Consider the following 26,363-nt stretch of genomic DNA (forward strand, 5'->3'; position numbering starts at 1 on the left):
GGATCAGTCCAGTAAAGAGAGAGTGACAGGCGTCAGGTGATTGTCCTCGACGCGCACTTGCAGTTCGCCTTCGCCCAGTCTGGCCTTGAGGCGCTGGCCGGTGTGAGTCTGCGCGGCGTTGCGAATCGCGTTGCCGCGCTCATCCAGAAGAATGCTGTAGCCACGGCCGAGAGTCGCCAGCGGGCTGACCACGTGCAGGGTCTGCATCTGGCTTTGCAACTGCAGGCGACGGCGTTTCAAGCCTTCGTTCATCGCGCGTGGCAGGCGCTCGGCGAGGCTGTCGAGACGCTGGCGCAACAGGGCCAGCTGGCGTCCCGGATGCTGCCCGGCGAGGCGGGTTTCCAGGCGGATCAGGCGTTCACGACGGGTATTGAGCTGGCGCTCGAACGCCCGACGCATGCGCATGTCCAGATCATCCAGGCGCTGTGCCTGTTGACGCAGACGCTCGCCAGGATGGCGCAAGCGGCGGGTCATGCCTTCAAGGCGCAGGCGATCGCGCATCAAGCGGTCACGCATGCGCATCACCAACCGGCGATGCAGGCTTTCGACCTGACGGATCAGATGGCTGGAATCCGGGGCAAGCAGTTCAGCAGCAGCGGACGGCGTCGGCGCACGCACATCCGCCACGAAGTCACTGATCGACACATCGGTTTCATGGCCGACTGCGCTGACGATCGGCGTAACACAGGCATCGACCGCCCGGGCCACGGCTTCTTCATTGAAGCACCAGAGGTCTTCCAGCGAGCCGCCGCCACGGGCCAGGATCAGCGCGTCGAACCCACGGGCATCCGCCAGTTTCAGGGCGCGGACGATCTGCGCGGTGGCTTCGCGGCCCTGAACGGCGGTGGGAATCAGCGTCAGTTGCACCTGCGGCGCGCGGCGGCGGAACACGCTGATAATGTCGCGAATCACCGCGCCGGTCGGCGAACTGATGATGCCGATGCGCTGCGGGTGCGCCGGCAGCGGCACCTTGCGCTCGGCACTGAACAGGCCTTCGGCGCTGAGCTTTTCCTTCAAGGCATCGAAGGCCAGGCGCAGCGCACCGTCACCGGCCGGCTCCACGGTGTCGAGGATCAGCTGATAGTCGCCACGCCCTTCGAACAGCGAGACCTTGCCGCGCACCTTGACCGCCAGGCCATCCTTCAGCGCCTGACGCACACGCGCCGCATTCTGGCGGAACAGCGCGCAACGCACCTGCGCGCCACTGTCCTTGAGCGTGAAATACACGTGGCCGGACGCCGGGCGGGCGAGGTTGGAGATTTCGCCTTCGACCCAGATGTTGCTGAACACGTCTTCGAGCAACACCCGCGCGCGGCCGTTGAGCTGGCTGACGGTCAGGACTTCTCGGTCCAGGCCGAGTCTTGCAAAGGGATCTCTAATCATGGGGCGCAGTTTAAAGGCATTCGCCGGTGAATGTCTGGAGGAAGTGTCGCACCAGAGGTGTGGGATTTTGCCGAGAAGCGAGGGCGACGGTGCTCTGGCAATCGCCGGTCAGCGGCAGAAATCTCACACCGGTGGGCGCGATGTCCTGCATCGATTCCGGCAACAGAGCAATGCCGAATCCGGCCTGGATCAACTGCAATTGCGTGGTTTTGCGCGACATCACCCGCGCAGCCTGGGGGAAGAAGCCGTGACGCATGCACAGGTCGGCGCACAAATAGCTCAGCCCGCCGCGCTGCGGGTGCGGGATGGAAATGAATGCTTCGTCTTTCAGTTGCGCCAGGTCGACTGCCTCCGCCAACGCCAGTCGATGATCCGCGGGCACGGCAAGCAGCAAACGTTCGGTGTAGAGCGGCACAATCTGAACGCCCTCGCGCTGGCGCAGCACCGGCAGCCGCAGAAGGCCGATATCGAGGCGGCCCTCGGCCAGTTCTTCAAGTTGTGCTTCCGAGGAGAGCGAGCCGATGTCCAGCGAAACGCCGGGTTGCTGCTCCAGATATGCGCTCATGTCGCGCAACAGTCGGCCGCTGATCGGCACGGTGCTGGAGTGACACACGCGCAAGATGCCGCGCTGGCCCTGGCCGATTTCCGTGGCCAGGGTGCTGGCCTTGTTCAGTTCATTGAGCAGGTTTCTCGCCCGGGGCAGGAACGCTTCGCCAGCGGCGGTGAGCCGGGGCTGGCGTGCGGTGCGTTCGAACAGCGGCGTTTGCAGGCGGGTTTCCATGTCCTTGATCTGCCGGCTCAACGCCGATTGAGCGATGAACAGCCGTTCGGCTGCGGCGCTGAAGCTGCCGCTCTCGGCGATTTCCACGAAGTAGCGCAATTGGCGGGTTGAAAGCACGAGGCATGCCTTTTCGAGATGGCTTGGCGGTTTCGATGATATTAGTCGCAACCCTCGGCGCTGGCTAAAGTCATCGCAGGCTTATAAAGGAAGCGAGCGAATGAGCGTGGCGGGGTTGTTGAGCGAATGGTCGTGGGGCGCGCAGGGCTGGGTGGTGATCGGGTTGGCCATCGCGTTGGCCTACATCGTGTTCGGGATTGCCGGTTTCGGTACCGCATTGGTGGCCGGGCCGATCCTGATTCTGTTCATGCCGCTATCGAAAATCGTGCCGTTGCTGGTGCTGCTGGATTTCGTCGCGGCGTTCGGCAACCTGCTGCCGTCGCGGCGCGACGTGGCTAAACCGGAATTGCTGCGGCTGTTGCCGTGCATGGCGGTGGGCTGCACGCTGGGGGTGATTTTCCTGCTCAACCTCAAGTCCGATCTGCTGTTGCTGCTGATGGGGTTGTTTATCAGTGCCTATGCGATCTACAGCTTGTGGATCAAGGCGCGACCGGCGCAGTTATCTGTTGGGTGGGCGTTGCCGATGGGCACGGTGGGCGGTTTGTTCGGGGCGTTGTTCGGCAGTGGCGGCTTTCTTTATGCGATCTACCTCAACAGCCGACTGCCAAAAGACGCGGCGCGGGCCACGCAAAGTGCGCTGATCAGTTGCAGCACGGTGGTGCGTTTGAGCCTGTTCGCCATCGCCGGGGTGTATGCCGAGCTACCCTTGTTGATGCTTGCGCTGTGCCTGTTGCCGGCCATGGCGCTGGGCTTGTGGGTCGGACGGCGGCTGACCATGCGCCTGTCCCGCGAGGCCTTCGTGCGGCTGGTGACCTGGCTGGTGCTGGCGAGCGGGATTGCGCTGATCGGCCGCTATTTAAGCACTTGACCTGAGTGGCTCAGGGATTAAGCTGCCGGCCTTTAGGGCCTCTTCGCGGGCAAGCCCGCTCCCACAGATTTCTCAGATGTACACAGGATGTGTGAGCGACTGAGAACCTTGTGGGAGCGGGCTTGCCCGCGAAGGCGTCAGAAGCCATACCGCAGGACTTTTCATGAATTCGCAGAGCATCATCGTCCCGAAAATCTCCAACCTGCCGGTGCACGAGCCCCGCGCTCGGGCGATTCTGCGCTGGCTGGTGCGCAAGAACATCGTCAAGGAAGAGCTGAGCACTTGCGGACGTACCGGCAATCGCATGGCCTACGCCATCGCCGATGGTGCCCGTGCGGTGGTGCTGTACCCCGAGGCGCTGCCGTTCGGCGAGCCGATCAACGGTCTCGAGGTCATCACCAAGCGCTGCATCTACACCCCGGCCAAGGGGTTTCTCGAAGAAGCCGGTTGTGCCGAATGCCGTCAGGAAATCGGCGAAGCGCTGTTCGAAAGCCTGGAAGACTGGATGCCGGGCCGCACCGATAACTTCACCTGCCCGGAATGCGGGCATGAGGACGACATCAACGGTTTTCTGTATTTGCAGGAGTGCGGGTTTTCCAACCTCGGTTTCATCTTCAACAACTGGCTGGAGGCGGGGTTCAAGCAGAGTTTCATCGACGAATTCGCCGATTGGCTGGATCAACCGGTGAGCTGGGTCAAGGTCGAGTTGTAGGGGGCGTTTTTCCCGTACATCAGCAACATTGATATAAGACAAGTTTTACATTGAGCCCGGTAGGGTGTCTGAGTATAATGGCGCGCTTCCATTTTCCCGCTCGGGAGCCCCCGCGATGCTGCGTATCAGCCAAGAAGCTCTGACCTTCGACGACATTCTCCTAGTGCCCGGTTATTCCGAGGTGCTTCCTAACGAAGTCAGTCTGAAGACCCGCCTTACCCGTGGCATCGAGCTGAACATTCCTCTGGTTTCTGCCGCCATGGACACCGTCACCGAAGCCCGTCTGGCAATCGCCATGGCTCAGGAAGGTGGCATCGGCATTATCCACAAGAACATGACCATCGAGCAGCAAGCTGCCGAAGTTCGCAAGGTCAAGAAGTTCGAAGCCGGTGTGGTCAAGGACCCGATCACCATCGAGGCTGACGCCACGGTTCGTGATCTGTTCGAACTGACCCGCATGCACAACATTTCCGGTGTTCCGGTGCTGCACGATGGCGACCTGGTCGGCATCGTCACTTCCCGTGACGTACGTTTCGAAACCCGTCTGGATGCCACCGTTCGTGAAGTGATGACGCCGAAAGAGCGTCTGGTCACTGTTCGCGAAGGCGCCGACAAGAACGAAGTCCGCGAGCTGCTGCACAAGCACCGCCTGGAAAAAGTCCTGATCGTCGACGACAAGTTTGCCCTCAAAGGCATGATGACTGTCAAAGACATCGAAAAAGCCAAGGCCTACCCGCTGGCCAGCAAGGACGACCAGGGTCGTCTGCGCGTTGGCGCTGCGGTCGGTACCGGTAAAGACACCGGTGACCGCGTTGCCGCTCTGGTCAATGCCGGAGTGGACGTGGTGGTGGTCGACACCGCTCACGGTCACTCCAAAGGTGTGATCGACCGCGTTCGCTGGGTCAAAGAGAATTTCCCTGAAGTGCAGGTGATCGGCGGCAACATCGCCACCGGCGCAGCCGCCAAGGCCCTGGCCGAAGCCGGCGCCGACGCGGTCAAGGTCGGTATCGGCCCTGGCTCGATCTGCACCACCCGTATCGTCGCCGGTGTCGGCGTTCCGCAAATCAGTGCCATCGCCAACGTCGCCGCTGCCCTTGAAGGCACCGGTGTTCCGTTGATCGCCGACGGCGGCATCCGTTTCTCCGGTGACCTGTCCAAGGCCATCGTTGCCGGTGCTTCCTGCGTGATGATGGGCTCGATGTTCGCCGGTACCGAAGAAGCGCCGGGCGAGATCGAACTGTTCCAGGGCCGTTCCTACAAGGCTTATCGCGGCATGGGTTCGCTGGGCGCCATGTCCCAGGCTCAAGGTTCCTCCGACCGTTACTTCCAGGACTCCTCGGCAGGCGCCGAGAAACTCGTTCCGGAAGGCATCGAAGGCCGTGTTCCTTACAAGGGCACCCTGAGCGCGATCATCCATCAGTTGATGGGCGGTCTGCGTTCTTCGATGGGTTACACCGGCAGCGCCAACATCGAAGAAATGCGCACCAAGCCTGAGTTCGTGCGGATCACCGGTGCCGGCATGGCCGAATCCCACGTTCACGACGTGCAGATCACCAAGGAAGCGCCAAACTACCGCGTAGGTTGAGGCTTCAAGCAAAACGTTAAATGACCGGGGCTGTTTTATTCAGCCCCGAGTCGTTTCTGAATCAAGACTGTTTCTGAATTATTTAGACGAGACTGAATCATGGCCCTCGACATTCACGCTCACCGCATCCTGATCCTCGACTTCGGTTCGCAATACACCCAACTGATCGCCCGCCGCGTGCGCGAGATCGGTGTGTACTGCGAACTGCACCCGTTCGACATGGACGAAGATGCGATCCGCGAATTTGCGCCAAAAGGCGTGATCCTCGCCGGCGGTCCCGAGTCCGTGCACGAAGCCAACAGCCCGCGCTGCCCGCAAGCGGTGTTCGACCTGGGCGTACCGGTCTTCGGTATCTGCTACGGCATGCAGACCATGGCCGAACAACTGGGCGGCAAGGTTGAAGGCTCCGAGCTGCGTGAGTTCGGTTACGCCCGCGTTGACGTGGTCGGCAAGAGTCGCCTGCTCGACGGCATCGAAGACCATATCGACGCTGACGGCCTGTTCGGCCTCGACGTGTGGATGAGCCACGGTGACAAGGTCACCAGGATGCCGAGCGATTTCCATATCCTGGCCAGCACCCCGAGCTGCCCGATCGCCGGCATGTTCAACGACGAGCGCGCCTACTACGGCGTGCAGTTCCACCCGGAAGTGACCCACACCAAGCAGGGCGGTCGCATCCTGTCGCGCTTCGTGCTGGACATCTGCGGCTGTGAAGCCCTGTGGACCCCGTCGAAGATCGCCGAAGACGCCATCGCCAACATCCGCGCACAGGTCGGTACCGACAACGTGCTGCTGGGTCTGTCCGGCGGTGTGGATTCCTCGGTGGTTGCGGCGCTGCTGCACAAGGCCATCGGTGATCAACTGACCTGCGTCTTCGTCGATAACGGCTTGCTGCGTCTGCACGAAGGCGAGCAAGTGATGGCCATGTTCGCCGAGAACATGGGCGTCAAGGTGATCCGCGCCAACGCCGAAGACCAGTTCCTGAACAACCTGGCCGGCGAAGCCGATCCAGAGAAGAAGCGCAAGATCATCGGCCGCACCTTCATCGACGTGTTCGATGCCGAATCCTGCAAGCTCGACAACATCAAGTACCTGGCCCAGGGCACCATCTACCCGGACGTGATCGAGTCGGCTGGCGCGAAAAGCGGCAAGGCCCACGTGATCAAGTCGCACCACAACGTGGGCGGCCTGCCGGAAGAAATGAACCTGAAACTGGTCGAGCCACTGCGCGAACTGTTCAAGGACGAAGTCCGTCGTCTGGGCCTGGAACTGGGCCTGCCGTACGACATGGTCTACCGTCACCCGTTCCCGGGTCCGGGCCTGGGCGTGCGGATCCTTGGCGAAGTGAAGAAGGAATACGCCGACCTGCTGCGTCGCGCCGACCACATTTTCATCGAAGAACTGCGCAAGGCCGACTGGTACCACAAGGTCAGCCAGGCCTTCGTCGTGTTCCAGCCGGTGAAATCGGTTGGCGTGGTCGGCGATGGCCGTCGTTACGCCTGGGTCGTGGCCCTGCGTGCGGTGGAAACCATCGACTTCATGACCGCCCGTTGGGCACACCTGCCTTACGAATTGCTGGAAACCGTTTCCGGCCGCATCATCAATGAAATCGAGGGTATCTCGCGCGTTACTTACGACGTGTCGAGCAAGCCGCCAGCGACGATTGAGTGGGAGTGAGCCCGCGCCTCGCCCTCTAGAATTCAAGGTTGGATTCACTGAGGTGCAAGAGGGGATATAGAAAATGCCAGTCAGCTAAGCTGACTGGCATTTTTGTTTTTGGGCGGAAAGTGCCGAGGCAAGAGTTGCCGTTCCAAATGAATGGCAAAGACACGTGCAAGTGTTAGAGGAACTGTGCCCGAATTAAATCCGTATCGAACGGCGTTATCCCTTGATCAGGTGCAAACACCGCTTGTGCCTGCTGCGGCGAAGCCACTCGTTCGCCTCGTGCTCGTACATGCAAGTCGAACAGCGTCTCCAGATCAGGTCGTGGTGTATGTACCAAAGCCCGCAGCATCAAAGATATTCCGCTGAGGTTGTTCCCGACATTGTTCCACCGGGGAGCAGCGGTCAGTCCAAGGTCGGCCCAGATCACGCGTCGCTCTCTCAAGTCCATCACAAATGGCAGACAGATCTGTGTGTCGGATGCGATATCGATTCGATCGAACACGGTTCGCGGCTCGAATACTTCGCCCGATGCCGTATCGGTGCGGGCCATCCAGCCAGCGAAGCATTCTGGAAGATCGCAGTAGGGCTGCTGGGTGTACGAGTTGATGGACGTGACGACATAACGAATACCCTTCTCGACGAGGACTTCAAGGTCGAGGTCGATGAACTCCGAAGCCCCTTCGGGTGCGTCGACGATGTCGCCGCTATGGCAGTCGCCGTAATCTCTCAGGTTGTAGTACGCAACCGTTTCCTTGAACACGAAGTCGACATCGAAGAATGCGGCGGACAGATCGATGTCCGTACGTGAACGACCGTTTTTCCACCACAGAAAAAGGCGAATGAAACGTGTGTCGGGCATCGGCAATCGGCTGCCCCGCACCAGTGTCCGTAGCGATTTCGAAGAAGCGCGTTGTGCCAACGGTACCCTGTATTCGCGTAATTCTGAATCGATGTAACAGCGACCCAATAGCGGCAGTGTCGCAAAGCGCGTTATCAGAGCGTCCTCGCAGATTCGGGCTGCACGAGCTAGCACTGCGGGTGCGAGAGGCTCTCGGTCATCCTTGATGCCATAGATTTTCGCGAATGAACCTTTCGGTGTGAACGCCCGAAGTGGCAGGGGGCGCGGCGCACGTGACTGGGCCAGCAACTGCAGCAGGACAGGCGAAGACACTTGTGGTGCAACAATCTCGAACGCATCGAGAACCGACTCAGGTTCCGTCGCGCGCCGCAGGGTCGCGTCCAGCCGTCGTGCGAACTCACCGGGACGGCTCTGTAGCACGGGCACAAGCTTGGCAATATCACGCTGGGCGAATAATGTTTCGACACGTGAACCAAATGAGGCAGGCGCTTCGTTGCGACGTGCTGCGGTAATGGCGGCCAGCGCTCTTGGGTACTTATCGGGGTAGTCACCCGGATGAAGTACTTCAGCCAGGCGTTTCCATCGCTCGGCTTGCCGCATCACGTCTTCTGTAGCGTTGGGTATTCGATCGAGCAGGCTCAACAACAGACGGCGCATCGAGCGCTTCATCGCGTTGAAACGTGTCGAAGCTGTTGCCAGTGACACGTCTCCTCCATTCAACGCGATCGCAAGTCGTAGCACGTCAGTCGCTGTTTCGACGTTTTGCTCCAGGAATGCATCCACCCGAGCATCGCCAGCGACATACAGGATCAGTGCGCCGCCAACCTGTGCCCGGATCTCCCGGAACGGGACGACGTCAGGCAGCAGGCGGAACACATCACTTTTGTAGTGACGGATAAACCAGATGACATCGGCAGTTTCTTCTTCGCAGAGTGATGTGCGAGATGAAACCAGCGGCTCCAAAAGTGACTCGAACTCGGGGATGCTTCCCGATTCGATAACCCAGGGTACGAGCTTGCCTTCCAGCAATGGAGGTCGAGATTCTTCAGTCGCTGGTAAACGTCGAAGCGTGAGGTAATGCATGACGGCGTTGAGGTACAGATCGGCCTCCGAGGCCGTCAGAATCTGCTCAGGAAAGTCAGGATAAAACGGCCGGTGGTGCACATGAGCGCCACTCCTGCGCCGAAGAACTCCGACAATGTCACGCAACCAGTACTTAAGTTCTGTCGCCGACAACAGGCCGATTTGTTTAATCAGAGGCTCTGACAGTACGCATCGGAACGCCGCGATTTCCCGGACAGCCGACGCGACCTGAGCGCGCGTGGCGCCGCCAGTGCCCATCGGGACGTGAACTTTGCTCCGGCGACGCAGGTACAGCTCCTGATTCATTCTTGATTTTCTCCTTGGGTCGCCGTCGTGAGCTAGCTGCAGGATCATGTCTACAGCCGATATGAAAACGCCTGCTGGGAGCAGGCGCGGTGTGGAGAGCGGAACCCCTAGTTCGGAGGGTTTAGAAGGAAGGTGTTCCATAGCCACGCCGGCATTCTACGGAAGGTTTTTGCTTTTTGTCAGGCTGTTGTGCCTATCAACAGTAACAAGCTACTTCTGCCTTTTTGTTGCCGCTTACAAAGGCCCGTGCCAGCCGGCCAGGGTCAGGCCCCGCTCGTTCAGCGCCTTGAGCAAGGCTTCGACGCTGCCGAAGCGCTTCTCATGGAGCGTCGGCCAGGCGGGACGCTCGATGAAATAGCGGCCGGATTCAAAGTGGATCGGCGTACGTGCAATCACGTTGTCGCGACCGCGGTGCAGAAGCAGCGTTTCGCGGGGCTCCTGTTTCAAGGTGTACATCCCCGGACGACTCAGCAACTGATCGATCTCCTTTTTCGTCCCGGCTTTCCACGGTGTTTGCACTTGCAGGCGGATATCACCTTGTACGCGGCCGGTCGGATTGCCGTTATGGTCAAGAAAAGTCTTGCCAGGATCCGGTTCGAATCCACGAGCCTCGCCGTAGCCGACATCCTCGATGCGCAGGCCGACTGCGTCTTCCAGCTCACTGACCCCTGCGACGCCCTCGAAGGTATTGGAGTGTGAATTGCCCATGAGCGCGGCCCATTTGTGCGGGCCGCGTGCGGCCTGATCGGCCTCGATGATCGTGTGGGCGAAGAAGTTCATCATCTTCTGGCGGATTGTCGGGTCGAGGCCTCGCATGCCTTCCAGTCTGTAACTGGCCATGCAGTCGATGGCTTGAATGCGCACGCCGTGGCGGTTGGCCTCTTTCACCAGATTGAGAAAGGTGTAACGCCGCGTCGGGTCGGTCATGTGGCCCTGGTCGAGGCTTTCCAGATAAAGCTCAAGGTCCTGGGACATCACGGAAGTCCTGGCGAAGTTGTCCAGGGCTGCCTGATGGAAGTCAGTGAGCAGGTGTTCCATGTAAAGCGTTTTCACACCTTTGCGGGCCAGGGTCGGCATCTGTTCGATGAGCCACTGTTTACTGCCGATATCGGCATGGCTCTCACCGATGACCAGCCCCTGGAACCGAGCGAGCAATTGTTCGATGAATGACTCGGCTGTCACGGTCGGGTCTACAGCAGGCAGGACCGGACGCGGACGTAAGTTCAGCTCTGCGAAAAAATGCGTGGCTGCTTCACGCAGCTGCCTGCGCAGAGCCCTGAATGCGTTGAGGGGGGAGTGACTGTCGAGGCTCTCGAATGCATCGCCCAGTATGCGTTCATTGCCGATGATGGCGGCGTTCTTCAGTTCGCTGCGAAACGGCTTGGGAATGTCATAGGGCGAATGGGTGACAGCGGTGTCAGTCAGCGGCATTTCAGGAGTGGCCAACGTACCTGCGTCGGCAGGTTCGATGCCTGGGGTTTCTGGCGTTGCCATCGGATCTATTCGCACCCGTTTGAGCGTCAAGCCTTCATCTGCCAGCGCTTGTGTCAGCTCATGCACACTGTCGAAATGACGGCCGCTGACTGTCGCCCATCGGGGGCGAACGATGAAAAACCCTCCGGCATCCTGCTGGATCGGCGTATGTACCAGCGTCCCGTCGCCGCTGCGGTGGACCAGCGTGGACGGTTCCTGAAGCATGAACATGCCTCTTGCGGGCAAGGCCTCTTCCAGCGTGCGGGCGGAGGCCAACGGGGGCGGCGCATTCAATTGCAAACGCATGTCGCTTTTGATCAGATCGATGGGGTTGCCCAACAGGTCCCGCACCTTCTTGCCCGGGTCGGTCGATAACACGCCAGCCTTGCCCACGGGCAGTTCTTCGATGCGCAATGAAGCGGCACCCTCCAGCTCGCTGAGTCCGGCGACCTTGTCGAAGGTGCTGGCGCGTGTCTCATCTACCAGGGCTATCCAGCGATGGGATCCTCGTGCTGCTTGATCGGCCCGGATCACCGCGTCGGAAAAATAATTCATCATCTTCCGGCTGCTGACCTCGGAGGTGTTCTCCATATTCGGAAAGCGGCGGCTGGCCATGCAATCGATAGCTTGTACGCGGATATGGTTTTTCTGGGCGGCTTTCACCAGTTCCGTGTAGGAATGGGGGCCGGCAGGATCGGCAGCGAATCGGGTGTCGAGGGCTTTGAGATAGTCCTCAAGTGCGGGTGGCAGCTTGCCAGTCTTGTGGAACAAGTCCAGTTCCGCCTGATGGAAGTCGGTCAGCAGATGATCCAGATACAGGGTTCTGACCTTCTGTTTGTTCAGTGCCTTGAAGTTGTCGATCAATACACCACGGGCGCCTGAGGCGGCGTTGTCCTGACCGAGCACCAGCCCCGGGACTTCCTTGAGCAGACGCTTGGTCATCTCCGCGAAGGGGGTTGCAGGCTTGAGTGGTGGTAGGGCTGGACGCGGAGGCAGATTCGGGGCGCTGAAAGAGTCGATGGAGGCGTCATACAGGCTGCGACGCAGCATCTTGAAGTCCTGATAAACATTGTCGCCTCCCTGCAGGGTGTCCAGCGCAAAGTCATCGGTCTGGCCTTGCGCTACCGAGCGCAGCGTCGCTCTGTAGGGTTGAGGAATGTCATACGGCATGGGTTGCATCGCCACTTCGGGCAGCGGATCGGCAGTGTGTCCCCAGGGCCAGTCGCCGAATATTTTTCCGCCTCCCCTGAGGCCTGGGCGTGCGACAGGTTGCCACTTGAGTGCTTCGTTCAGGCGCACCGGCACGTTGCGATAAAACGAATAGGGATTGCTCGGATCGACGATAACCCAGCCGCGCATCTGCTCGACGTAGCGCACCTGGTAGAAGCCGTCGGATCCGGCACGGCGCATATAGATGTAATGCTTGCCGGAAGCGGTTTGAATGATCCCCTGCAGTTTCGGATTGCCGGTCTCCATCCGGGTGCTTTCGCCGATTTCGGTCTTGAACGATGCGAGAAAATCCTCCGGTGCCGCAGGCAATACCTGTTTCGGCGCGATCTCGGCCAGCGTTGGCAGCGGCGAACGGGCCAGTGCCGCTTCGGCGAGTTTTTCTTGCGGTGCGATGGACAGCGCCGTTTGAGCGAGTTCTTCTTCCGGTTCGATAAATGTTTCGGTTTCGGCAATTTCGGGCAGAAGCTCGCCGCCCTTGATGAAAAGGGCGTTGAACACGGTATCGATGGCCGTGAATATCGCCCCGGTCACGCCAGTCTTGCGCGCCTCTGGCGTCTTGCCATTGACTGCCTGGTCGATCTGCAGGCCAACGTTGGCGATGCCTGCACCGACCACCGCCAGCGCCACCGGCCAGCCAACGGCTGCCATGGGACCGAACATGCGATTGAAAGCATTCAGATAGCCGACCCACAGTTTTTTACGCAGATCGCCATTGGAATGCATCATGAATTCCCCATCGCTGATCATGCGGGCGTGGGTGGCGGTTCCCAGAAAAGTGAACACATCGGTGGTCAGTGCATTGCCTGTACGGGCGACGAGGGAGTGATCGTCGCTGTCCCAGGTACTGATCAAGAGATCCAGCGCATGATTGAGTCCGACATTCTCGATATGCGGGGCGCGCCACAGTTCCGAGACGACTCCGGCGAGCGGGCCTAGTGCCCAGAGCCATCGCCGTTTCGCGACCGCACGCCATGATGTGTCTTCGATGATGTCGTGATCGGCGACCTGGAAATGCGCCATGAAGCGTTTTCGATCGGAAGGTTTTCTGATTTGCGACAGCACCCACCAATGCAGGTCGCGAGCGTTTTGCAAGGCATGCACCCCCCAGATTTCCCCCGGTACGTAAAGGATCACGCCGCCATGGCCATCGGTGATGCACAGGATGTCGGTCGCGACGAAACCGCCGATTTTCAGCAGGCCGATCCGCAAGCCGTCAGCCGGCAGGGCTTCGTCTTCGAGCATCTGGCGGGTGACCGGCCAGCTCACATTGCCGGCGACCGCTTTGACGGCCGTTCTGAAGTTGTCATCCGACAGCCGACCACTTTCACGATCCTCCATGGCCTTTGCCAGAAAGGTGCATTTGGCCAGGGCCCTGAAGGTCTTTGCGTGTTTGCTCCAGAACGCATCGACTTTTTTCCGGTAACGATCGGCAAAGTTGATTCCCCAGAACGCTTTCAATACATCACTGCTGTGCAGGCGTACCTCGTTGCTCTCGTTGTAGGTGCCCGCCTCCGGTCCTGCGGTGTAGAAACCGGCATCGGCGTCGAGCAGGTCGGCGTTGTCCTGGTCGTGAACGCTGAATCGCTGGATCACCAGCTGTGGCAGGGTCATCGATTCACGCGGAGTTTCGAACAGGTGCTCCCAGCCTGTGAACGTTCGAGAGCTGCTTTGTGCTGCGTGAAACCGATGCCAATAAACCTGTTCGGGTTCCAGGTGAGCGAGGTCATGTCTGGCGAGGATGTCCTTGGCGATGGCGCAGGCCATTTCGTACATGTCGGGGCAGGCCGCGACCAGTGTCGGCACCAATGCCTTGAGCGCCTTCCGGTCGTCGGCGTTGGGCAGGGCGATGTCTTTTGTTGTGTCCACAGTCTTTCCTTGAGCGTGGTGGTTGAAAAAAACACCGCGATCATTTCAAGTGCAGGCACGACACGTCTGTCAGCTAGGGTGACGATTGATTGTCGTATTTGGGGAAAACCGGATAGGAAAACTCCGCAGCGAACGAGCGATCCGTAACCCGGGCGGGTCGAAATTGACCCGCCCGGTTTCCGATCAAGCTGGAAGACGGCTTTGGAGTTGCAGTCCCATCTGCTTCAGTGCGCTGGATAACTGTTCAAGATTATCGTAAGGAACGCGGTTGACCGTCCCCCAGGATGGTCGATCAATGTAGTAGCGCCCATCCGCGAAAGTCTGAACGGGGGTTTGTACAACCTCGCCCGTCTGGCTGCGGTGAAACAATCGGTAGACCCCTTCGAAACGATCGAAAACATACATGCCTGCGCGATAAAGCAATTGATGGATCTGCAACTCGCTGCGGCTTACCAAAGGCGCTTCTGCGCGCAATAGCAGATCGGCGAAATGGGTATCGACGGTTCCGCGCAATGTCTGTGTCTGTGGATGGGGGCCGCGTTCTATCGCAACGCCTGGGTCTGGCTCAATGCGCTCGCCCTGTCCCGGATCGACTTCCTCGATCCGAACGCCGATTCCACCTTTCAGTTCGCTGATACCGGCCACCCCCCTGAACGTATTGGTATTTTCGACTCCCGTCAGCACCACCCACTTGCCAACGTCATTCATGGTCTCGTCGATGAACATGATGTCGGCTGTCAGGTGGGTGGTCGCCATCTGCTGTTCAGGCAGCGTGAGCGCAACGGGTTTTTTGTAGGTCGCCGCACAATCGGTGGCCTGGACCCGAATACCGTTTTGTCGGGCCGTCCTGACCAGCGCCAGTTCGTCAAACTGCGCTGCGGGATCGGTGCCGAGCCGGCTCAGGTACAGTTGCAGGTCTTCGGACATGACGCCGGACCTGAAGTAGTCATTCAGTTCGACCTGGGCAAAGTCATTGAGCAATCGACGTACGTAGAGTGTCTTGACTCCATTGCGCGCCAGCACGGGCATGTTCTGGATGATCAATCGCATGCTGGTGATACGGTCCGGGGTCTCGCCAATGACCAGGCCGGGCGCTTCTTCGAGTGCCTGTGCAATGAAGTCGGCGAAGGTCGTCGAGGGCGTGACCGCCGGAATCGGCGGGCGTGGAGGCAGGTTCGCCCATGGAAGGTTGCCGAAGAAGCGTCTGGCGGAAGTCAGGAGTGCGCTCACCTTGTCGGCGCAATACAGCGCATAACGGTCTGGAGCGATAAACCCGCCATCGGGACCAATCTGCAGACGGACATGGGTTTCGCGCAGTTGCAGCGCCCAGCGTTTCAGCTCGAGCCGTCGTGCCCCGGCAACGTCGTAGGGCGTCTGGACCTGATGGATCGCATTGGAGGTCGAAGGCTGGGGTTCGGCAGGGGGTGGGGCAGGTGAAGCGACGGGTTCTACGGGCTGCGCGGATTCCTCGGGTGTCGGCTCGAGCTCGTCGAGTTCCAGTACCACGTCTACGGTGCATTGTTTGCCGAGGCATTGACCGCCGCCCTTGAGGCCCAACTGAGTCATGCGCTCCCAAACCCCTTCGTCATTCAAGCGCACCGGCATTGCATGGATAAGCTGATTGGGTCTCACCGGATCGACGATCGCCCAGAATCCGCCGCCCTGTGAGTCGGTGAAGTAGCGGACGTAATAAGCCGTGTCTTTCAAGACGATGGCGTAGGGAGGGTCGGCATTCAGCCTGTAGATACCCTGAAACTTGCCAGTCTCGGATACCGGTGTCAGACCTTCCAGCAGTTCGTTCGATCGATAGTGTGGAGGAATCTCAGGCACCTGCACGGTTTCAGGCGCTGTCGAAGACAACTCCTCCAGGGCTGGAAACACTTCATTCGGATGTTCCGGCTCCAGTTCGGTTGCCGTATCGGCCTCAGCCATTTCTCCGGCCTCGACGGCTGGCGATGCACCATCGAACTCGGCAAGAAACGGCAGGTTGAACAACGCATCGATACCACTGACGATTGCTCCGATCACTCCATCCTTGCGCTCCGCGGTAGTCTTGCCGTTGACCGCCTGATCAATGTTCAGCCCCATGCTGGCGAGGCTGGCGCCGATCACCGGCAATGCCACGGGCCAGCCGACGACGGCCATCGGACCCAGTACTTTGAGACCGGCGCTCAAGTAGCCGATCCACAGTTTCTTGCGCAGATCGCCATTTGAGGTCAGGGAAAGGTCGGCTTCAGCGAACATGGCGTTGCGGGTGGAATCACGAAGCCAGCTGAACGCGTCCTCGCTGACTGCCTGTTCATTCTGATTGATAAGGTGATGATCGCCGTGCCCCCAGGTGGCGACCAGGCGATTCATCAGATCGCTGATGTTCTCGGTCATCGAGTGCCGGTCGGCCAGCGGGAAGTGTTTGAGGAACAGCTCGCGCGGCGCGTTTTCGTTCAGTTGTTGCAGAGCCCACCAGTGCAGCTCGTAAGGTGTATTCAGTACATGGAATGCCTGAGTGTCTCCGGGGACGTAAACGATATGCCGCCCCTTTGAATCGATGATGCGCAGGATGTCCGTGGCGACATGACCGGCGATATCCAGGGTGTAGACCTGCGCGCCATGGACGCCCCCGGTTTCTGTTTGCAGGGTGTGCAGGTCGACGGGCCAGGTCAGCGGGCCGATGACCGCATTGACCACTGTCAGAAAGTCATCGTCACTCAGGTGACCGAGCTCCCGCGCTTCGACGGCTTTGCCGAGGAAGCTGCATTTTGCCAGGGTGCGGAACTCGCCGGAGTGGTTGTTCCAGAAGGTTTGCAGTTCGTTGCGGTAACGCTCGCTGAAGTTGATGTCCCAGAACGCCCTGAGCACCTCGTTGCCGTGCAGGCGAACCTCGTTGGTTGCATCGAAGTTTTCGGCGTCAGGCCCAGCGCTGTAAAAGCCCCCGTACAGATCCAGCAAGTCGGCATTGTCCTGATCGGTGACTCGGAATCGCTGAATCACCAGTTGCGTCAGGGTCAGGCTCTCATAGGGTTTTTCACCATAGTGCTGCCAGCCGGTGAAGGAGACGGACAGGCTCTGCGCGGTTCTGAACCGGTGGTAATAGACGTGATCGGGGTCGAGGCCGGTGATGCCGTGTCTGGTCATCAGCTCTGTGGCGACCTGACGGGCCGTGTCGTTCAGGCTCGGGCAAGCGGTGACGACCTGCGTGGCCATGTGCCCGAGGGCGGCCTTGTCGGCGGCGTTCGGCAGTGTGCGGGTTTCTGCTGGGTTCATTGGCTCTGATCCTTGAGAAGAGAGCTCGAGAATGAGCCGTTCGTTCCAGGACAGTGCGGTACATATGTACCACCCGCAGGTGAGCGAATCTGCGGCCATCCGCCGCGTCACCCTTACTGTTTCGCAAGCGCAGGTGTATCGTATTCGCCTTTTGCGGGCGCCCTGGCCTGCGGCTGATCTGTGAGGTAGTTGTGTCCATGTCCTTTTCCCGTCGACAAATCCTCGGTGGCCTGGCCGGTCTGGCAGTGGTTGGCGCGGGAGCCGGCGGCGCGACGCGTTACTGGTTGGGCAAGGTTGCGGATGCCAACGCCGGTCACGACTACGAACTGATCGCCGCGCCACTGGATGTCGAGTTGGTGCCAGGGCACAAGACTGAAGCCTGGGCCTTCGGCCCGTCGGCACCGGGCACCGAATTGCGCGTGCGTCAGGGTGAGTGGCTGCGGGTGCGCTTCATCAACCATCTGCCGGTGGCGACGACCATTCACTGGCACGGCATTCGCCTGCCGCTGGAGATGGACGGCGTGCCGTACGTGTCGCAACTACCGGTGCTGCCGGGCGAATACTTCGATTACAAATTCCGTGTGCCGGATGCCGGCAGCTACTGGTATCACCCGCATGTCAGCAGCAGCGAAGAACTCGGTCGCGGGCTGGTTGGGCCGTTGATTGTCGAGGAGCGCGAGCCGACCGGATTCAAGTACGAAAAGACGCTGAGCCTGAAGAACTGGCACATCGACGACGAGGGTCGCTTCGTCGAGTTCAGCATTCCCCGTGAAGCGGCTCGTGGCGGTACGGCGGGGCGGTTGTCGACCATCAACGGTGTGCCTTCGCCGGTGATTGAGTTACCGGCGGGGCAGATCACCCGCGTACGCTTGCTCAACCTCGATAACACGCTGACCTATCGCATCAACATTCCCGGCGTCGAAGCGCAGATCTATGCGCTGGACGGCAACCCGGTCGAGCCGCGCCCGTTGGGCAAGGAGTACTGGCTCGGTCCCGGCATGCGCATCTGCCTGGCGATCAAGGCACCGCCGGCCGGTGAGGAACTGTCGCTGCGCAATGGCCCGGTGCGTCTGGGCACCCTGCGTTCGGTGGCCAACAATGATGCGCCGACCGACTGGCCGAAAGCGCTGCCGGCCAACCCGGTGGCCGAGCCGGACCTGGCCAATGCCGAGAAACTCAACTTCAATTTCGAATGGGTCGGGTCGGTGTCGGTGAATGTCGACAACGGCAAGCCGCCGAGCCTTTGGCAGATCAACGGCAAGGCCTGGGACATCACCGACAAGACCTGCGCCGACCGGCCGATCGCCAGCCTGAAACTGGGCCAGAGCTATATTTTCGAACTGAAGAACATGACCCAGTACCAGCACCCGATCCACCTGCACGGCATGAGCTTCAAGGTGATTGCGTCGAACCGGCACAAGATCGTGCCGTACTTCACCGACACCTACCTGCTGGGCAAGAACGAGCGCGCGCAAGTGGCGCTGGTGGCGGATAACCCGGGGGTGTGGATGTTCCACTGCCACGTGATCGATCACATGGAAACCGGCCTGATGGCCGCCATCGAGGTGAAGTGATGCGCCAGATTCGCCCCGAGGCGATCATCGACCGCAGCCGAGACCGCGACTTCATGCGTGAAGCCTTGGCCTTGGCGGCCCAAGGCGCGGCCCTCGGCGAAGTGCCGGTGGGCGCGGTGCTGGTGCAGGACGGCGAGATCATTGGTCGTGGTTTCAACTGCCCGATCAGCACCAGCGATCCCAGCGCACACGCAGAAATGGTCGCGATCCGCGCCGCCGCGCAAGCGGTGGATAACTATCGCCTGCCGGGCAGCACGCTCTACGTGACGCTCGAGCCGTGCAGCATGTGCGCGGGGCTGATCGTGCACTCGCGGATTGCGCGGGTGGTGTATGGCGCGCTGGAGCCCAAGGCCGGAATTGTGCAGAGCCAGGGGCAGTTCTTCACTCAGGGCTTTCTCAACCATCGAGTGCTGTATGAAGGTGGGGTGCTGGCGCAGGAGTGTGGGGCGGTCCTGACCGAGTTCTTCCGGGCGCGGCGCGCGAAACCGGCTGACTGAACACAAAACCAATGTGGGAGCGGGCTTGCTCGCGAATAGGGANGGGAGTTCCAGGCGACATTGATGTACCTGACACACCGCCTTCGCGAGCAAGCCCGCTCCCACAGGTTTTGTGGTGTTTGGAAGATTTACTTCTTCGCGACAATCACCGCCCGCATCGGCGCCGGCAGTCCTTCGATCGTCTTGCTGTGATCCTCAGGATCAAGGAAATCGCTCAGCGACTGATACTTCATCCACTCGGTCCCGCGCTGTTCTTCAACGGTGGTGGTGCTGACATCCACGCATTTCACATCGGTGAAACCGGCACGACGCAACCACAATTCCAGCGCCGGCACCGACGGCAGGAACCACACGTTACGCATCTGCGCATAACGGTCTTCCGGCACCAGCACCTGATGCTTGTCGCCTTCAACCACCAGCGTTTCCAGCACCAACTCGCCACCTTTCACCAGGCAATCCTTCAGCGCCAGCAAATGCTCGATAGGCGAGCGGCGGTGATAGAAAACACCCATTGAAAACACCGTGTCGAAACCTTCCAGATTCGGCGGCAGGTCTTCGAACGGGAAAGGCAGGTGCCAGGCATTCGGCTCTGACAGATAACGCTGCACCGCCTGGAACTGGCAGAAGAACAGCCAGTTCGGATCAACGCCAATCACGCTGTCGGCGCCGGCACCGAGCATGCGCCACATGTAGTAGCCGTTACCGCAACCGACATCGAGGATGCGTTTGCCCTTCAGATCCAGATGCGGAGAGACCCGCGACCACTTCCAGTCCGAGCGCCATTCGGTGTCGACGTGCACGCCGAACAGATCGAACGGCCCCTTGCGCCACGGCGACAGGCCCATCAGCGCCGTACGCATTTGCGCGCGGGTTTCATCGTCGCAATCGGTGTCCAGCTTCAGGCCGTCGAGCAGGTCGACTTCGGTTGGCTGGATCTTTGGCAGGGCATCCAGCGCACTTTGCCAGCGCTCCAGATCGCCGTGGCCCTTCTCCATTTTCTTGTCGAGCTGCACTTGCAGGGTGCTGGCCCATTCGGCCAGCGGCGTGCCGGCCAGCCGGCGGGCGAGGGGGGACAGATCAATCATGGCAAGGCAATCAACGAGGCAAAGTTAAGACACTGGAACCACGGCACGACTTTCGAGAACCCGGCGGCCAGCAGGCGTTCGCGGTGTTCTTCGAGGCTGTCGGGCTTCATGACGTTTTCGATGGCGCTGCGCTTCTGGGCGATTTCCAGTTCGCTGTAACCGTTGGCGCGCTTGAACGCGACGTGCAGATCGGTCAGCAGCGCATGTTCTTCGGCATCGTTGAAGCGCAGCTTCTCCGACAGAATCAGCGCGCCGCCCGGCAGCAGCGACTGGCGGATGCGCGACAGCAACGCCGTGCGCTGTTCCGGAGCAATGAATTGCAGGGTGAAGTTCAGCGCCACTACCGAGGCCGGTTTGAAGTCGAGGGCGAGGATGTCGCCTTCGATCACCTCGACCGGCAGCAACTCCTGGAACATCGAATCCTGACCGTTGAGGTACTCGCGGCAGCGTTCGACCATCGCCGCCGAGTTATCCACCGCGATCACCCGGCAACCGTCAGTGCGCACATGGCGACGCAGGGCTTGGGTCACCGCACCGAGCGATGAGCCGAGGTCGTAGAGCACGCTGTTCGGCTGGGCGAATTGTGCCGCCAGCACGCCGAGGTTTTCGACGATGGTCGGATAACCCGGCACCGAGCGCTTGATCATGTCCGGGAACACCCGCACCACGTCCTCATTGAAGGCGAAGTCAGGCACCTGGGCCATCGGCTGGGCGAAAATGCGATCGGGTTCTTTGCTCACGGCGGTTCCGGCGGTGTCGATGAAAAGGCCGGCATTTTAGCCAAACTGACGCGCAGATGCGCGGGTTGTCTGATAAAACGTGGGAAACCGCAGAGGATGTGAAGAGGGGCTTGGCGGCGGGTAAAACCCGAAAAGTCTGATGAATGACCAAATCGAAAAGGGACGACTGGTCATTCATTGTCTAGCGCCAGATCATAAAGCGCGTGTGAAGATATTTATTTGTGCTTCGCCTTGTACGCGCAGTTCTTCGGTCCTGTTGTCTTTGCCTTTGAAATCAAATTTGATCAGGTAGCGCAATGCCTTGGAGTCGTTTGAAATGACTTCGACATTAACAGTGCCGCTCTGTGCTTCGTAGGTATAGGAAGTTGTATAGTTTCCATTGGATGCATTTTCATAATACTCGAATTTTTTAAACGGAAAGTTCTCATCAGATGGCTTGTAACTTCCCGATTGGATGTCTTTGGGGAAAATCAAAAACATCCCTTTTTTGGAATCATTAAAACCAGTCTCGTATGACCGTGCAATAAGTGCGATATCATCGCTTGTGTAGTCCTCGAAGTACTGAATGTTTTGACTGCGGAAATCCACGCGGTCTGAAATCGATGCTTTAAAATCGCAGTTGACAGATACAAAGGGTTCTGCCGCATTCGCCGATGCGCTATTTTTGAATACGTTCATGGTTCTCTTCCTTGTTTTGCATTTGGGGTTGATTGATGCCAAGGGAAGAGTAATCAGGGAGCGAAAACTGAGCCACTGTCAGATCTGACAGTCTTTTATAACGTATCGAAATTAAGGTTATTGCTATGGAAACTGTTTGAGTCGTTCGCTTTTATTAAAGGCCGAAGCAGCGATACCCCATTGGCCCAGCCAATAACTGAGGATGATGATGTACGGCGCAGTGTGGAACGGCGAGACGAAACGGTTGATGCCAATCACGCTGTCGGAGAACACAAATGCCAGTGCGCCCGCAGCCGCCAGTAACGCCGAGCGTTTAGGCACAGCAGTTCCCAAACGGGCGAGTGCGCGCCACAGCATCGCGCTGACCGCCGTGCCGTAGACGATGACGGGAAACAGTAATGGCCCCAATCCGTTGGAAACAAGAATCCCGAGCAATACTGCTCCGACGCCCAAGGCGAGAACCAGCGGCAGCAGGGCCAGGCGCCGGCAATCGCTGAGGTAAGCCTTGAGGTACGCCAGATGCGCCAGCAGAAACGTACCCAGACCAAACACGAACAGGTCTCCCGGCCACGCCAGCAATACATCGCCGACTAGCGAGAAAATCAGGCCGAGGCTGATCCAACGCCGATAGTCGCTGGGTGGCGCGTCATGCAGCCAGCCAAGCAACGCCAGCACCGGCAACGGTTTGACCAACAGACACAGCAGCGCCGCATGGGTGCTGAGGCCATAGAGAAAGGTCACTGCACCCATCAGCGCGAGGATCAGCCAGCCCACGATCAGTTCACCGAAATGGCGCAGTCAAAGGTCTCCACCGGCAACACTTCCGGCGCCCAGGGTTGCTGCGAAGTCAGGCGCAGACGCCCGGTGCCGGGGGCGAAAGCCTGGAAGCGCCAGGTCGAGAGGCCGGCCGCGCCGACCACGCCGGCATCTTCCGGATTGCTGTAAACCTCGGGGCTGAGGGCGCGCAATATGCCGCCTGCAGAATCCTGGATGGCCCAGCGGTAGCCGGTGGTGGGGTTGCTCGGGAGCATGACGATCAGGTTTTGCCCGTTGGTCAGGCGCACCGGGCATTCGCTCTGTTTTTCCACGGTCACGTTGGTTTTCGGTTGCGTGGCGCAGGCGGCCAGCAGGGCGAGGGACAGGGGGACAAACAGGCGAAGGGGGGACATGGATTCAGTGGCTCCGGCGTTGGCGACGAACGGCGAGCATAACTGAAGATGAGACAAAGTGTGACCAAAGCCGCGCAGGCCAAGGCTGCGCGCTGTCGATCAGCCTGAGTCTGGGGAGTGTTTATCCACTAACGTCGAGTTGCACCTGAATAGGATCGTGATGGCCGTGGAAATCAAGTTCAAAGCCAATTCGATATTTCCTGTTGGTGTTGTCCAACTCGGAAGTAAACGTTCCCCTGTAGGCGTACTGTGTTCCCTTTTTGTTGAGGTAGAAAACTTCCAGTAGCTTCTCACCTCTCTTGAATTCGTGCTCGCCGTCAGGCGTTGATGGATCAATTGTAAGTTTGATTGCCTGTCCATTCGGAAAACCCAGTTCCTTGGAACCTTCGATTGTTATGTAGCCTTGTTCTTGCTTTACCGCGATATGGTCGGTTTCGAAGAGTTTTTGGCCATTTTGTGTAACCGTAAAATAATCGGAAATATTCGATTGTGTTGACATTGATGGACTCCCTGAATGACTAAGTTCGAAAGGGGAGTCTGGAGGGAGATGTGGCGACAGGCTACTGTAGTAATTGACAGTTTTTTATCGTTTTTTGCGATATCGAATTTTCGCTTGGTTATTTAGACCAAGGCATTCCAATAGAGGCAATGCCTTGGTTACATCGGGTTAAAACAAGACCTTCGCCACATCCGCAAACTTCTTGGCGAAATGCACGGTGATCCCTTCCTTCAAGTAATCCGGCAGCTCTTCGAAGTTGCCACGATTCGGCTCCGGCAGAATCAGTTCGAAAATCTTCTGCCGCCGCGCCGCAATCACCTTCTCGCGCACCCCGCCAATCGGCAGCACATGCCCGGTCAGCGTCAGCTCGCCGGTCATCGCCACACCTTTTTTCGGCGGCTGGTTACGGGCGAGGGAGAGCAGGGCACTGGCCATGGTCACGCCGGCGCTCGGGCCGTCTTTCGGTGTCGCACCTTCAGGGACGTGCAAGTGAACGAAAGCTTCGTCGAAGAATTTCGGATCGCCACCGAAGGATTTGAGGTGCGAACTGACGTAGCTGTAGGCGATCTCCGCCGACTCCTTCATCACATCGCCCAGTTGCCCGGTGAGTTTGAAACCACGATTGAGCGTGTGAATCCGCGTGGCCTCGATCGGCAAGGTCGCGCCGCCCATGCTGGTCCAGGCCAAACCGGTAATCACACCAGTGCCGGACAGCACCTGCTCGTTGCGGAACACCGGATGGCCGAGGGACGCTTCGAGGTCTTTCGGGCCGATCTTGATCACCGCTTTCGGATCCTCGATCAGCTTCATCACCGCTTTGCGCACCAGTTTGCCCATCTGTTTTTCCAGCTGGCGCACGCCGGCCTCACGGGCGTAACCGTCGATCAAGGCCTTGAGCGCCGTGTCGCTGATGCTCAGGCTGCCCTTGGACACGCCGGCCTTTTCCAGCAGTTTCGGCCACAGGTGACGCTTGGCGATGGCGACTTTTTCTTCGGTGATGTAGCCCGACAGGCGAATCACTTCCATCCGGTCCAGCAACGGGCCGGGAATCGAGTCCAGGGTGTTGGCGGTGCAGACAAACAGGACTTTCGACAGGTCCATCCGCAGGTCCAGATAGTGGTCGAGGAATTCGACGTTCTGTTCCGGGTCGAGGGTTTCCAGCAGCGCCGAGGCCGGGTCGCCCTGGTAGCTCTGGCCCATCTTGTCGATCTCGTCGAGCATGATCACCGGGTTCATCACTTCGACGTCTTTCAGCGCCTGCACGAGTTTGCCCGGCTGCGCGCCGATGTAGGTGCGGCGGTGGCCCTTGATTTCGGCTTCGTCGCGCATGCCGCCGAGGCTGAAGCGGTAGAACGGCCGGCCGAGGGATTCGGCGATGGATTTGCCGACGCTGGTTTTACCCACGCCCGGCGGGCCGACCAGCAGCACGATGGAGCCGCTGATCTCGCCTTTATAGGCACCGACCGCGAGGAATTCGAGGATCCGGTCCTTGATGTCCTCGAGCCCTGCGTGGTGCTTGTCCAGCACCTTGCGCGCGTGCTTGAGGTCGAGCTTGTCCTCGCCGTACACGCCCCACGGCACCGAGGTCGCCCAGTCGAGGTAGTTGCGGGTGACCGCGTATTCCGGCGATCCGGTTTCGAGGATCGACAGTTTGTTCATCTCTTCTTCGAGACGTTTCTGCACCTGCGTCGGCAGGACCTTGCCTTCCAGGCGCTGCTCGAACTGTTCGAGGTCGGCGCTGCGGTCGTCCTTGGTCAGGCCGAGTTCCTGCTGGATGACCTTGAGCTGTTCCTTGAGGAAGAACTCGCGCTGATGCTCGCCGATCTTGCGGTTCACTTCGGCGGAGATTTCTTTCTGCAGGCGCGCGACTTCGACTTCCTTGCGCAGCATCGGCAGGACTTTTTCCATGCGCTTGAGCATCGGTACGCAGTCCAGCACTTCTTGCAGCTCATTACCTGTCGCCGAAGTGAGGGCGGCGGCGAAGTCGGTCAGCGGCGACGGATCGTTGGGGCTGAAGCGGTTGAGGTAGTTCTTCAGCTCTTCGCTGTACAGCGGGTTGAGCGGCAGCAGTTCCTTGATCGCGTTGATCAGCGCCATGCCGTAGGCCTTGACCTCGTCGGTCGGCTCGGTGGGCTGGTGCGGGTATTCGACTTCCACCAGGTACGGCGGGCGATGGTGTTTGAGCCAGGTCTTGATGCGTACGCGGCTCAGGCCCTGGGCGACAAATTGCAGTTTGCCGTTTTCGCGGCTGGCGTGGTGCACCTTGACCAGGGTGCCGTATTGCGGCAACGCCTTGGTGTCGAAGTGGCGCGGGTCTTCCTGGGGCGTGTCCATGAAGAACAGGGCCAGGGAGTGGTGTTCGGATTTGCTGACCAGTTCGAGGGTTTCGGCCCAGGGTTCTTCGTTGACGATGACCGGCAGAACCTGCGCCGGGAAGAACGGGCGGTTGTGGATCGGGATGATGTAGACCTTGTCCGGCAGGTTCTGGCCGGGCAGGGCGAGGCCTTTGCCTGGGACGTGGTGTTCGATGTGTTCGGCGTCGGTTTCGGTGATGTCGTCGGGGTTCTCGGGGAATTCTTGCTGGTCGCTCATGGGGCACCTGCGCAATTGGGTATGGCTGTTAGATGGGGCAGGGTTTGGGTGGTTTCAATGGGGGTGGGTGTTTCTGCTTGTGTGTTCAGGGTTTTGACAGGGTTTTGGGGTTGGGCTTGGCGGCCTTTGGGCCGGCCATGCTGGGGATTTATCGAGTACATATCCGTTTCTTCGGGTGCGCCCGCTGGCGGTTTCGCCCTTACGGCGAGTCCCTTTGGCAAACGCCCCAAAGGAACCAAAGGTCTAGGCCCCTGCGTTCGGCGCCTCGCTGTGGCTCGGCGTTCCTTCGTTCCGGGATTCATCCGGGGGCATCGCCTACGGTTTGCTTCGCTGCACCTCC

The 26,363-nt window shown here is 59.5% G+C and carries 19 protein-coding genes; 7 read left to right on the forward strand and 12 right to left on the reverse strand.

Annotated elements, in window-relative coordinates; genetic code table 11:
* Nucleotides 1–3: 3 nt before the first annotated feature.
* Complete coding sequence (gene xseA, locus ACTJK9_RS10340) at nucleotides 4–1,383, reverse strand: exodeoxyribonuclease VII large subunit (RefSeq protein ID WP_236191096.1); 1,380 nt, start codon at nucleotides 1,381–1,383, stop codon at nucleotides 4–6.
* Nucleotides 1,384–1,393: 10 nt separating this feature from the next.
* Nucleotides 1,394–2,281, reverse strand: coding sequence for a LysR family transcriptional regulator (locus ACTJK9_RS10345; RefSeq protein WP_440813658.1), 888 nt, complete (start codon nucleotides 2,279–2,281; stop codon nucleotides 1,394–1,396).
* 100 nt (nucleotides 2,282–2,381) lie between these two features.
* On the opposite strand from ACTJK9_RS10345, the gene ACTJK9_RS10350 reads away from it, so the two are divergent.
* The 4 genes from ACTJK9_RS10350 to guaA all read left to right on the forward strand — a co-directional run bounded on the left by ACTJK9_RS10350 (nucleotide 2,382) and on the right by guaA (nucleotide 7,123).
* Nucleotides 2,382–3,149 (forward strand): sulfite exporter TauE/SafE family protein, encoded by a 768-nt coding sequence (locus ACTJK9_RS10350; RefSeq protein WP_440813661.1) that lies wholly within the window; start codon nucleotides 2,382–2,384, stop codon nucleotides 3,147–3,149.
* Between the two features lie 163 nt (nucleotides 3,150–3,312).
* Nucleotides 3,313–3,861 carry a sugar ABC transporter ATPase gene (locus ACTJK9_RS10355; protein ID WP_085610914.1) on the forward strand — a complete coding sequence of 183 codons (549 nt, stop codon included), beginning with the start codon at nucleotides 3,313–3,315 and terminating at the stop codon, nucleotides 3,859–3,861.
* A 115-nt stretch (nucleotides 3,862–3,976) separates the two neighbouring features.
* Complete coding sequence (gene guaB / locus ACTJK9_RS10360; protein WP_011335798.1) at nucleotides 3,977–5,446, forward strand: IMP dehydrogenase; 1,470 nt, start codon at nucleotides 3,977–3,979, stop codon at nucleotides 5,444–5,446.
* Nucleotides 5,447–5,545: 99 nt separating this feature from the next.
* Entirely contained in the window at nucleotides 5,546–7,123 is a 1,578-nt protein-coding gene (guaA, locus tag ACTJK9_RS10365) for a glutamine-hydrolyzing GMP synthase (RefSeq protein ID WP_064599229.1), read from the forward strand.
* 163 nt (nucleotides 7,124–7,286) lie between these two features.
* Here the strand turns inward: guaA and ACTJK9_RS10370 are convergent, their stop codons facing one another.
* From ACTJK9_RS10370 to ACTJK9_RS10380, 3 genes are all read right to left on the reverse strand, one after another.
* Entirely contained in the window at nucleotides 7,287–9,359 is a 2,073-nt protein-coding gene (locus ACTJK9_RS10370; RefSeq protein ID WP_221398056.1) for a TerD family protein, read from the reverse strand.
* Nucleotides 9,360–9,593: 234 nt separating this feature from the next.
* A complete protein-coding gene (locus tag ACTJK9_RS10375) occupies nucleotides 9,594–13,835 on the reverse strand; it encodes a membrane-targeted effector domain-containing toxin (protein ID WP_440813860.1) in 4,242 nt (1,413 codons plus the stop codon).
* 276 nt (nucleotides 13,836–14,111) lie between these two features.
* Nucleotides 14,112–17,189, reverse strand: a complete 3,078-nt coding sequence (locus ACTJK9_RS10380) for a membrane-targeted effector domain-containing toxin (protein ID WP_440813665.1) — start codon at nucleotides 17,187–17,189, stop codon at nucleotides 14,112–14,114.
* Nucleotides 17,190–17,220: 31 nt separating this feature from the next.
* Here ACTJK9_RS10380 and ACTJK9_RS10385 point away from each other — a divergent pair, with 31 nt between their 5' ends.
* Genes ACTJK9_RS10385 through tadA form a run of 3 tightly spaced genes read left to right on the forward strand, consistent with a single transcriptional unit; the run spans nucleotide 17,221 to nucleotide 19,260 of the window.
* Nucleotides 17,221–17,373 (forward strand): hypothetical protein, encoded by a 153-nt coding sequence (locus ACTJK9_RS10385; protein WP_158090085.1) that lies wholly within the window; start codon nucleotides 17,221–17,223, stop codon nucleotides 17,371–17,373.
* 13 nt (nucleotides 17,374–17,386) lie between these two features.
* The gene (locus ACTJK9_RS10390) at nucleotides 17,387–18,763 is read left to right on the forward strand and encodes a multicopper oxidase family protein (RefSeq protein WP_221398053.1); all 1,377 of its coding nucleotides are present in this window, start codon (nucleotides 17,387–17,389) and stop codon (nucleotides 18,761–18,763) included.
* Entirely contained in the window at nucleotides 18,763–19,260 is a 498-nt protein-coding gene (gene tadA / locus ACTJK9_RS10395) for a tRNA adenosine(34) deaminase TadA (RefSeq protein WP_440813669.1), read from the forward strand. The genes ACTJK9_RS10390 and tadA overlap by 1 nt, the downstream gene beginning before the upstream one ends.
* A gap of 128 nt (nucleotides 19,261–19,388) precedes the next feature.
* Here the strand turns inward: tadA and cmoB are convergent, their stop codons facing one another.
* The 7 genes from cmoB to lon form a co-directional block, all read right to left on the reverse strand.
* Nucleotides 19,389–20,345 (reverse strand): tRNA 5-methoxyuridine(34)/uridine 5-oxyacetic acid(34) synthase CmoB, encoded by a 957-nt coding sequence (cmoB, locus tag ACTJK9_RS10400; protein WP_064599221.1) that lies wholly within the window; start codon nucleotides 20,343–20,345, stop codon nucleotides 19,389–19,391.
* Nucleotides 20,342–21,049, reverse strand: a complete 708-nt coding sequence (gene cmoA, locus ACTJK9_RS10405) for a carboxy-S-adenosyl-L-methionine synthase CmoA (RefSeq protein WP_234420636.1) — start codon at nucleotides 21,047–21,049, stop codon at nucleotides 20,342–20,344. Before cmoA ends, cmoB begins: the two co-directional genes overlap by 4 nt.
* 228 nt (nucleotides 21,050–21,277) lie before the next feature.
* Nucleotides 21,278–21,763, reverse strand: a complete 486-nt coding sequence (locus tag ACTJK9_RS10410) for a hypothetical protein (RefSeq protein ID WP_085610909.1) — start codon at nucleotides 21,761–21,763, stop codon at nucleotides 21,278–21,280.
* Nucleotides 21,764–21,886: 123 nt separating this feature from the next.
* Nucleotides 21,887–22,537 carry a lysoplasmalogenase gene (locus tag ACTJK9_RS10415; protein ID WP_178076445.1) on the reverse strand — a complete coding sequence of 217 codons (651 nt, stop codon included), beginning with the start codon at nucleotides 22,535–22,537 and terminating at the stop codon, nucleotides 21,887–21,889.
* A 2-nt stretch (nucleotides 22,538–22,539) separates the two neighbouring features.
* Nucleotides 22,540–22,932 (reverse strand): protease inhibitor I42 family protein, encoded by a 393-nt coding sequence (locus ACTJK9_RS10420; RefSeq protein ID WP_085610907.1) that lies wholly within the window; start codon nucleotides 22,930–22,932, stop codon nucleotides 22,540–22,542.
* Between the two features lie 121 nt (nucleotides 22,933–23,053).
* Entirely contained in the window at nucleotides 23,054–23,431 is a 378-nt protein-coding gene (locus ACTJK9_RS10425; protein WP_085610906.1) for a hypothetical protein, read from the reverse strand.
* Nucleotides 23,432–23,599: 168 nt separating this feature from the next.
* Nucleotides 23,600–26,023: an endopeptidase La gene (gene lon / locus ACTJK9_RS10430; RefSeq protein ID WP_085610905.1), complete on the reverse strand. Its 2,424-nt coding sequence runs from the start codon at nucleotides 26,021–26,023 to the stop codon at nucleotides 23,600–23,602.
* Nucleotides 26,024–26,363: the final 340 nt, after the last annotated feature.

Origin of the sequence: Pseudomonas sp. 22082 (genome assembly GCF_052046055.1) — a bacterium.
In the GTDB taxonomy this organism is placed as follows: Bacteria; Pseudomonadota; Gammaproteobacteria; order Pseudomonadales; family Pseudomonadaceae; genus Aquipseudomonas; species Aquipseudomonas pharyngis.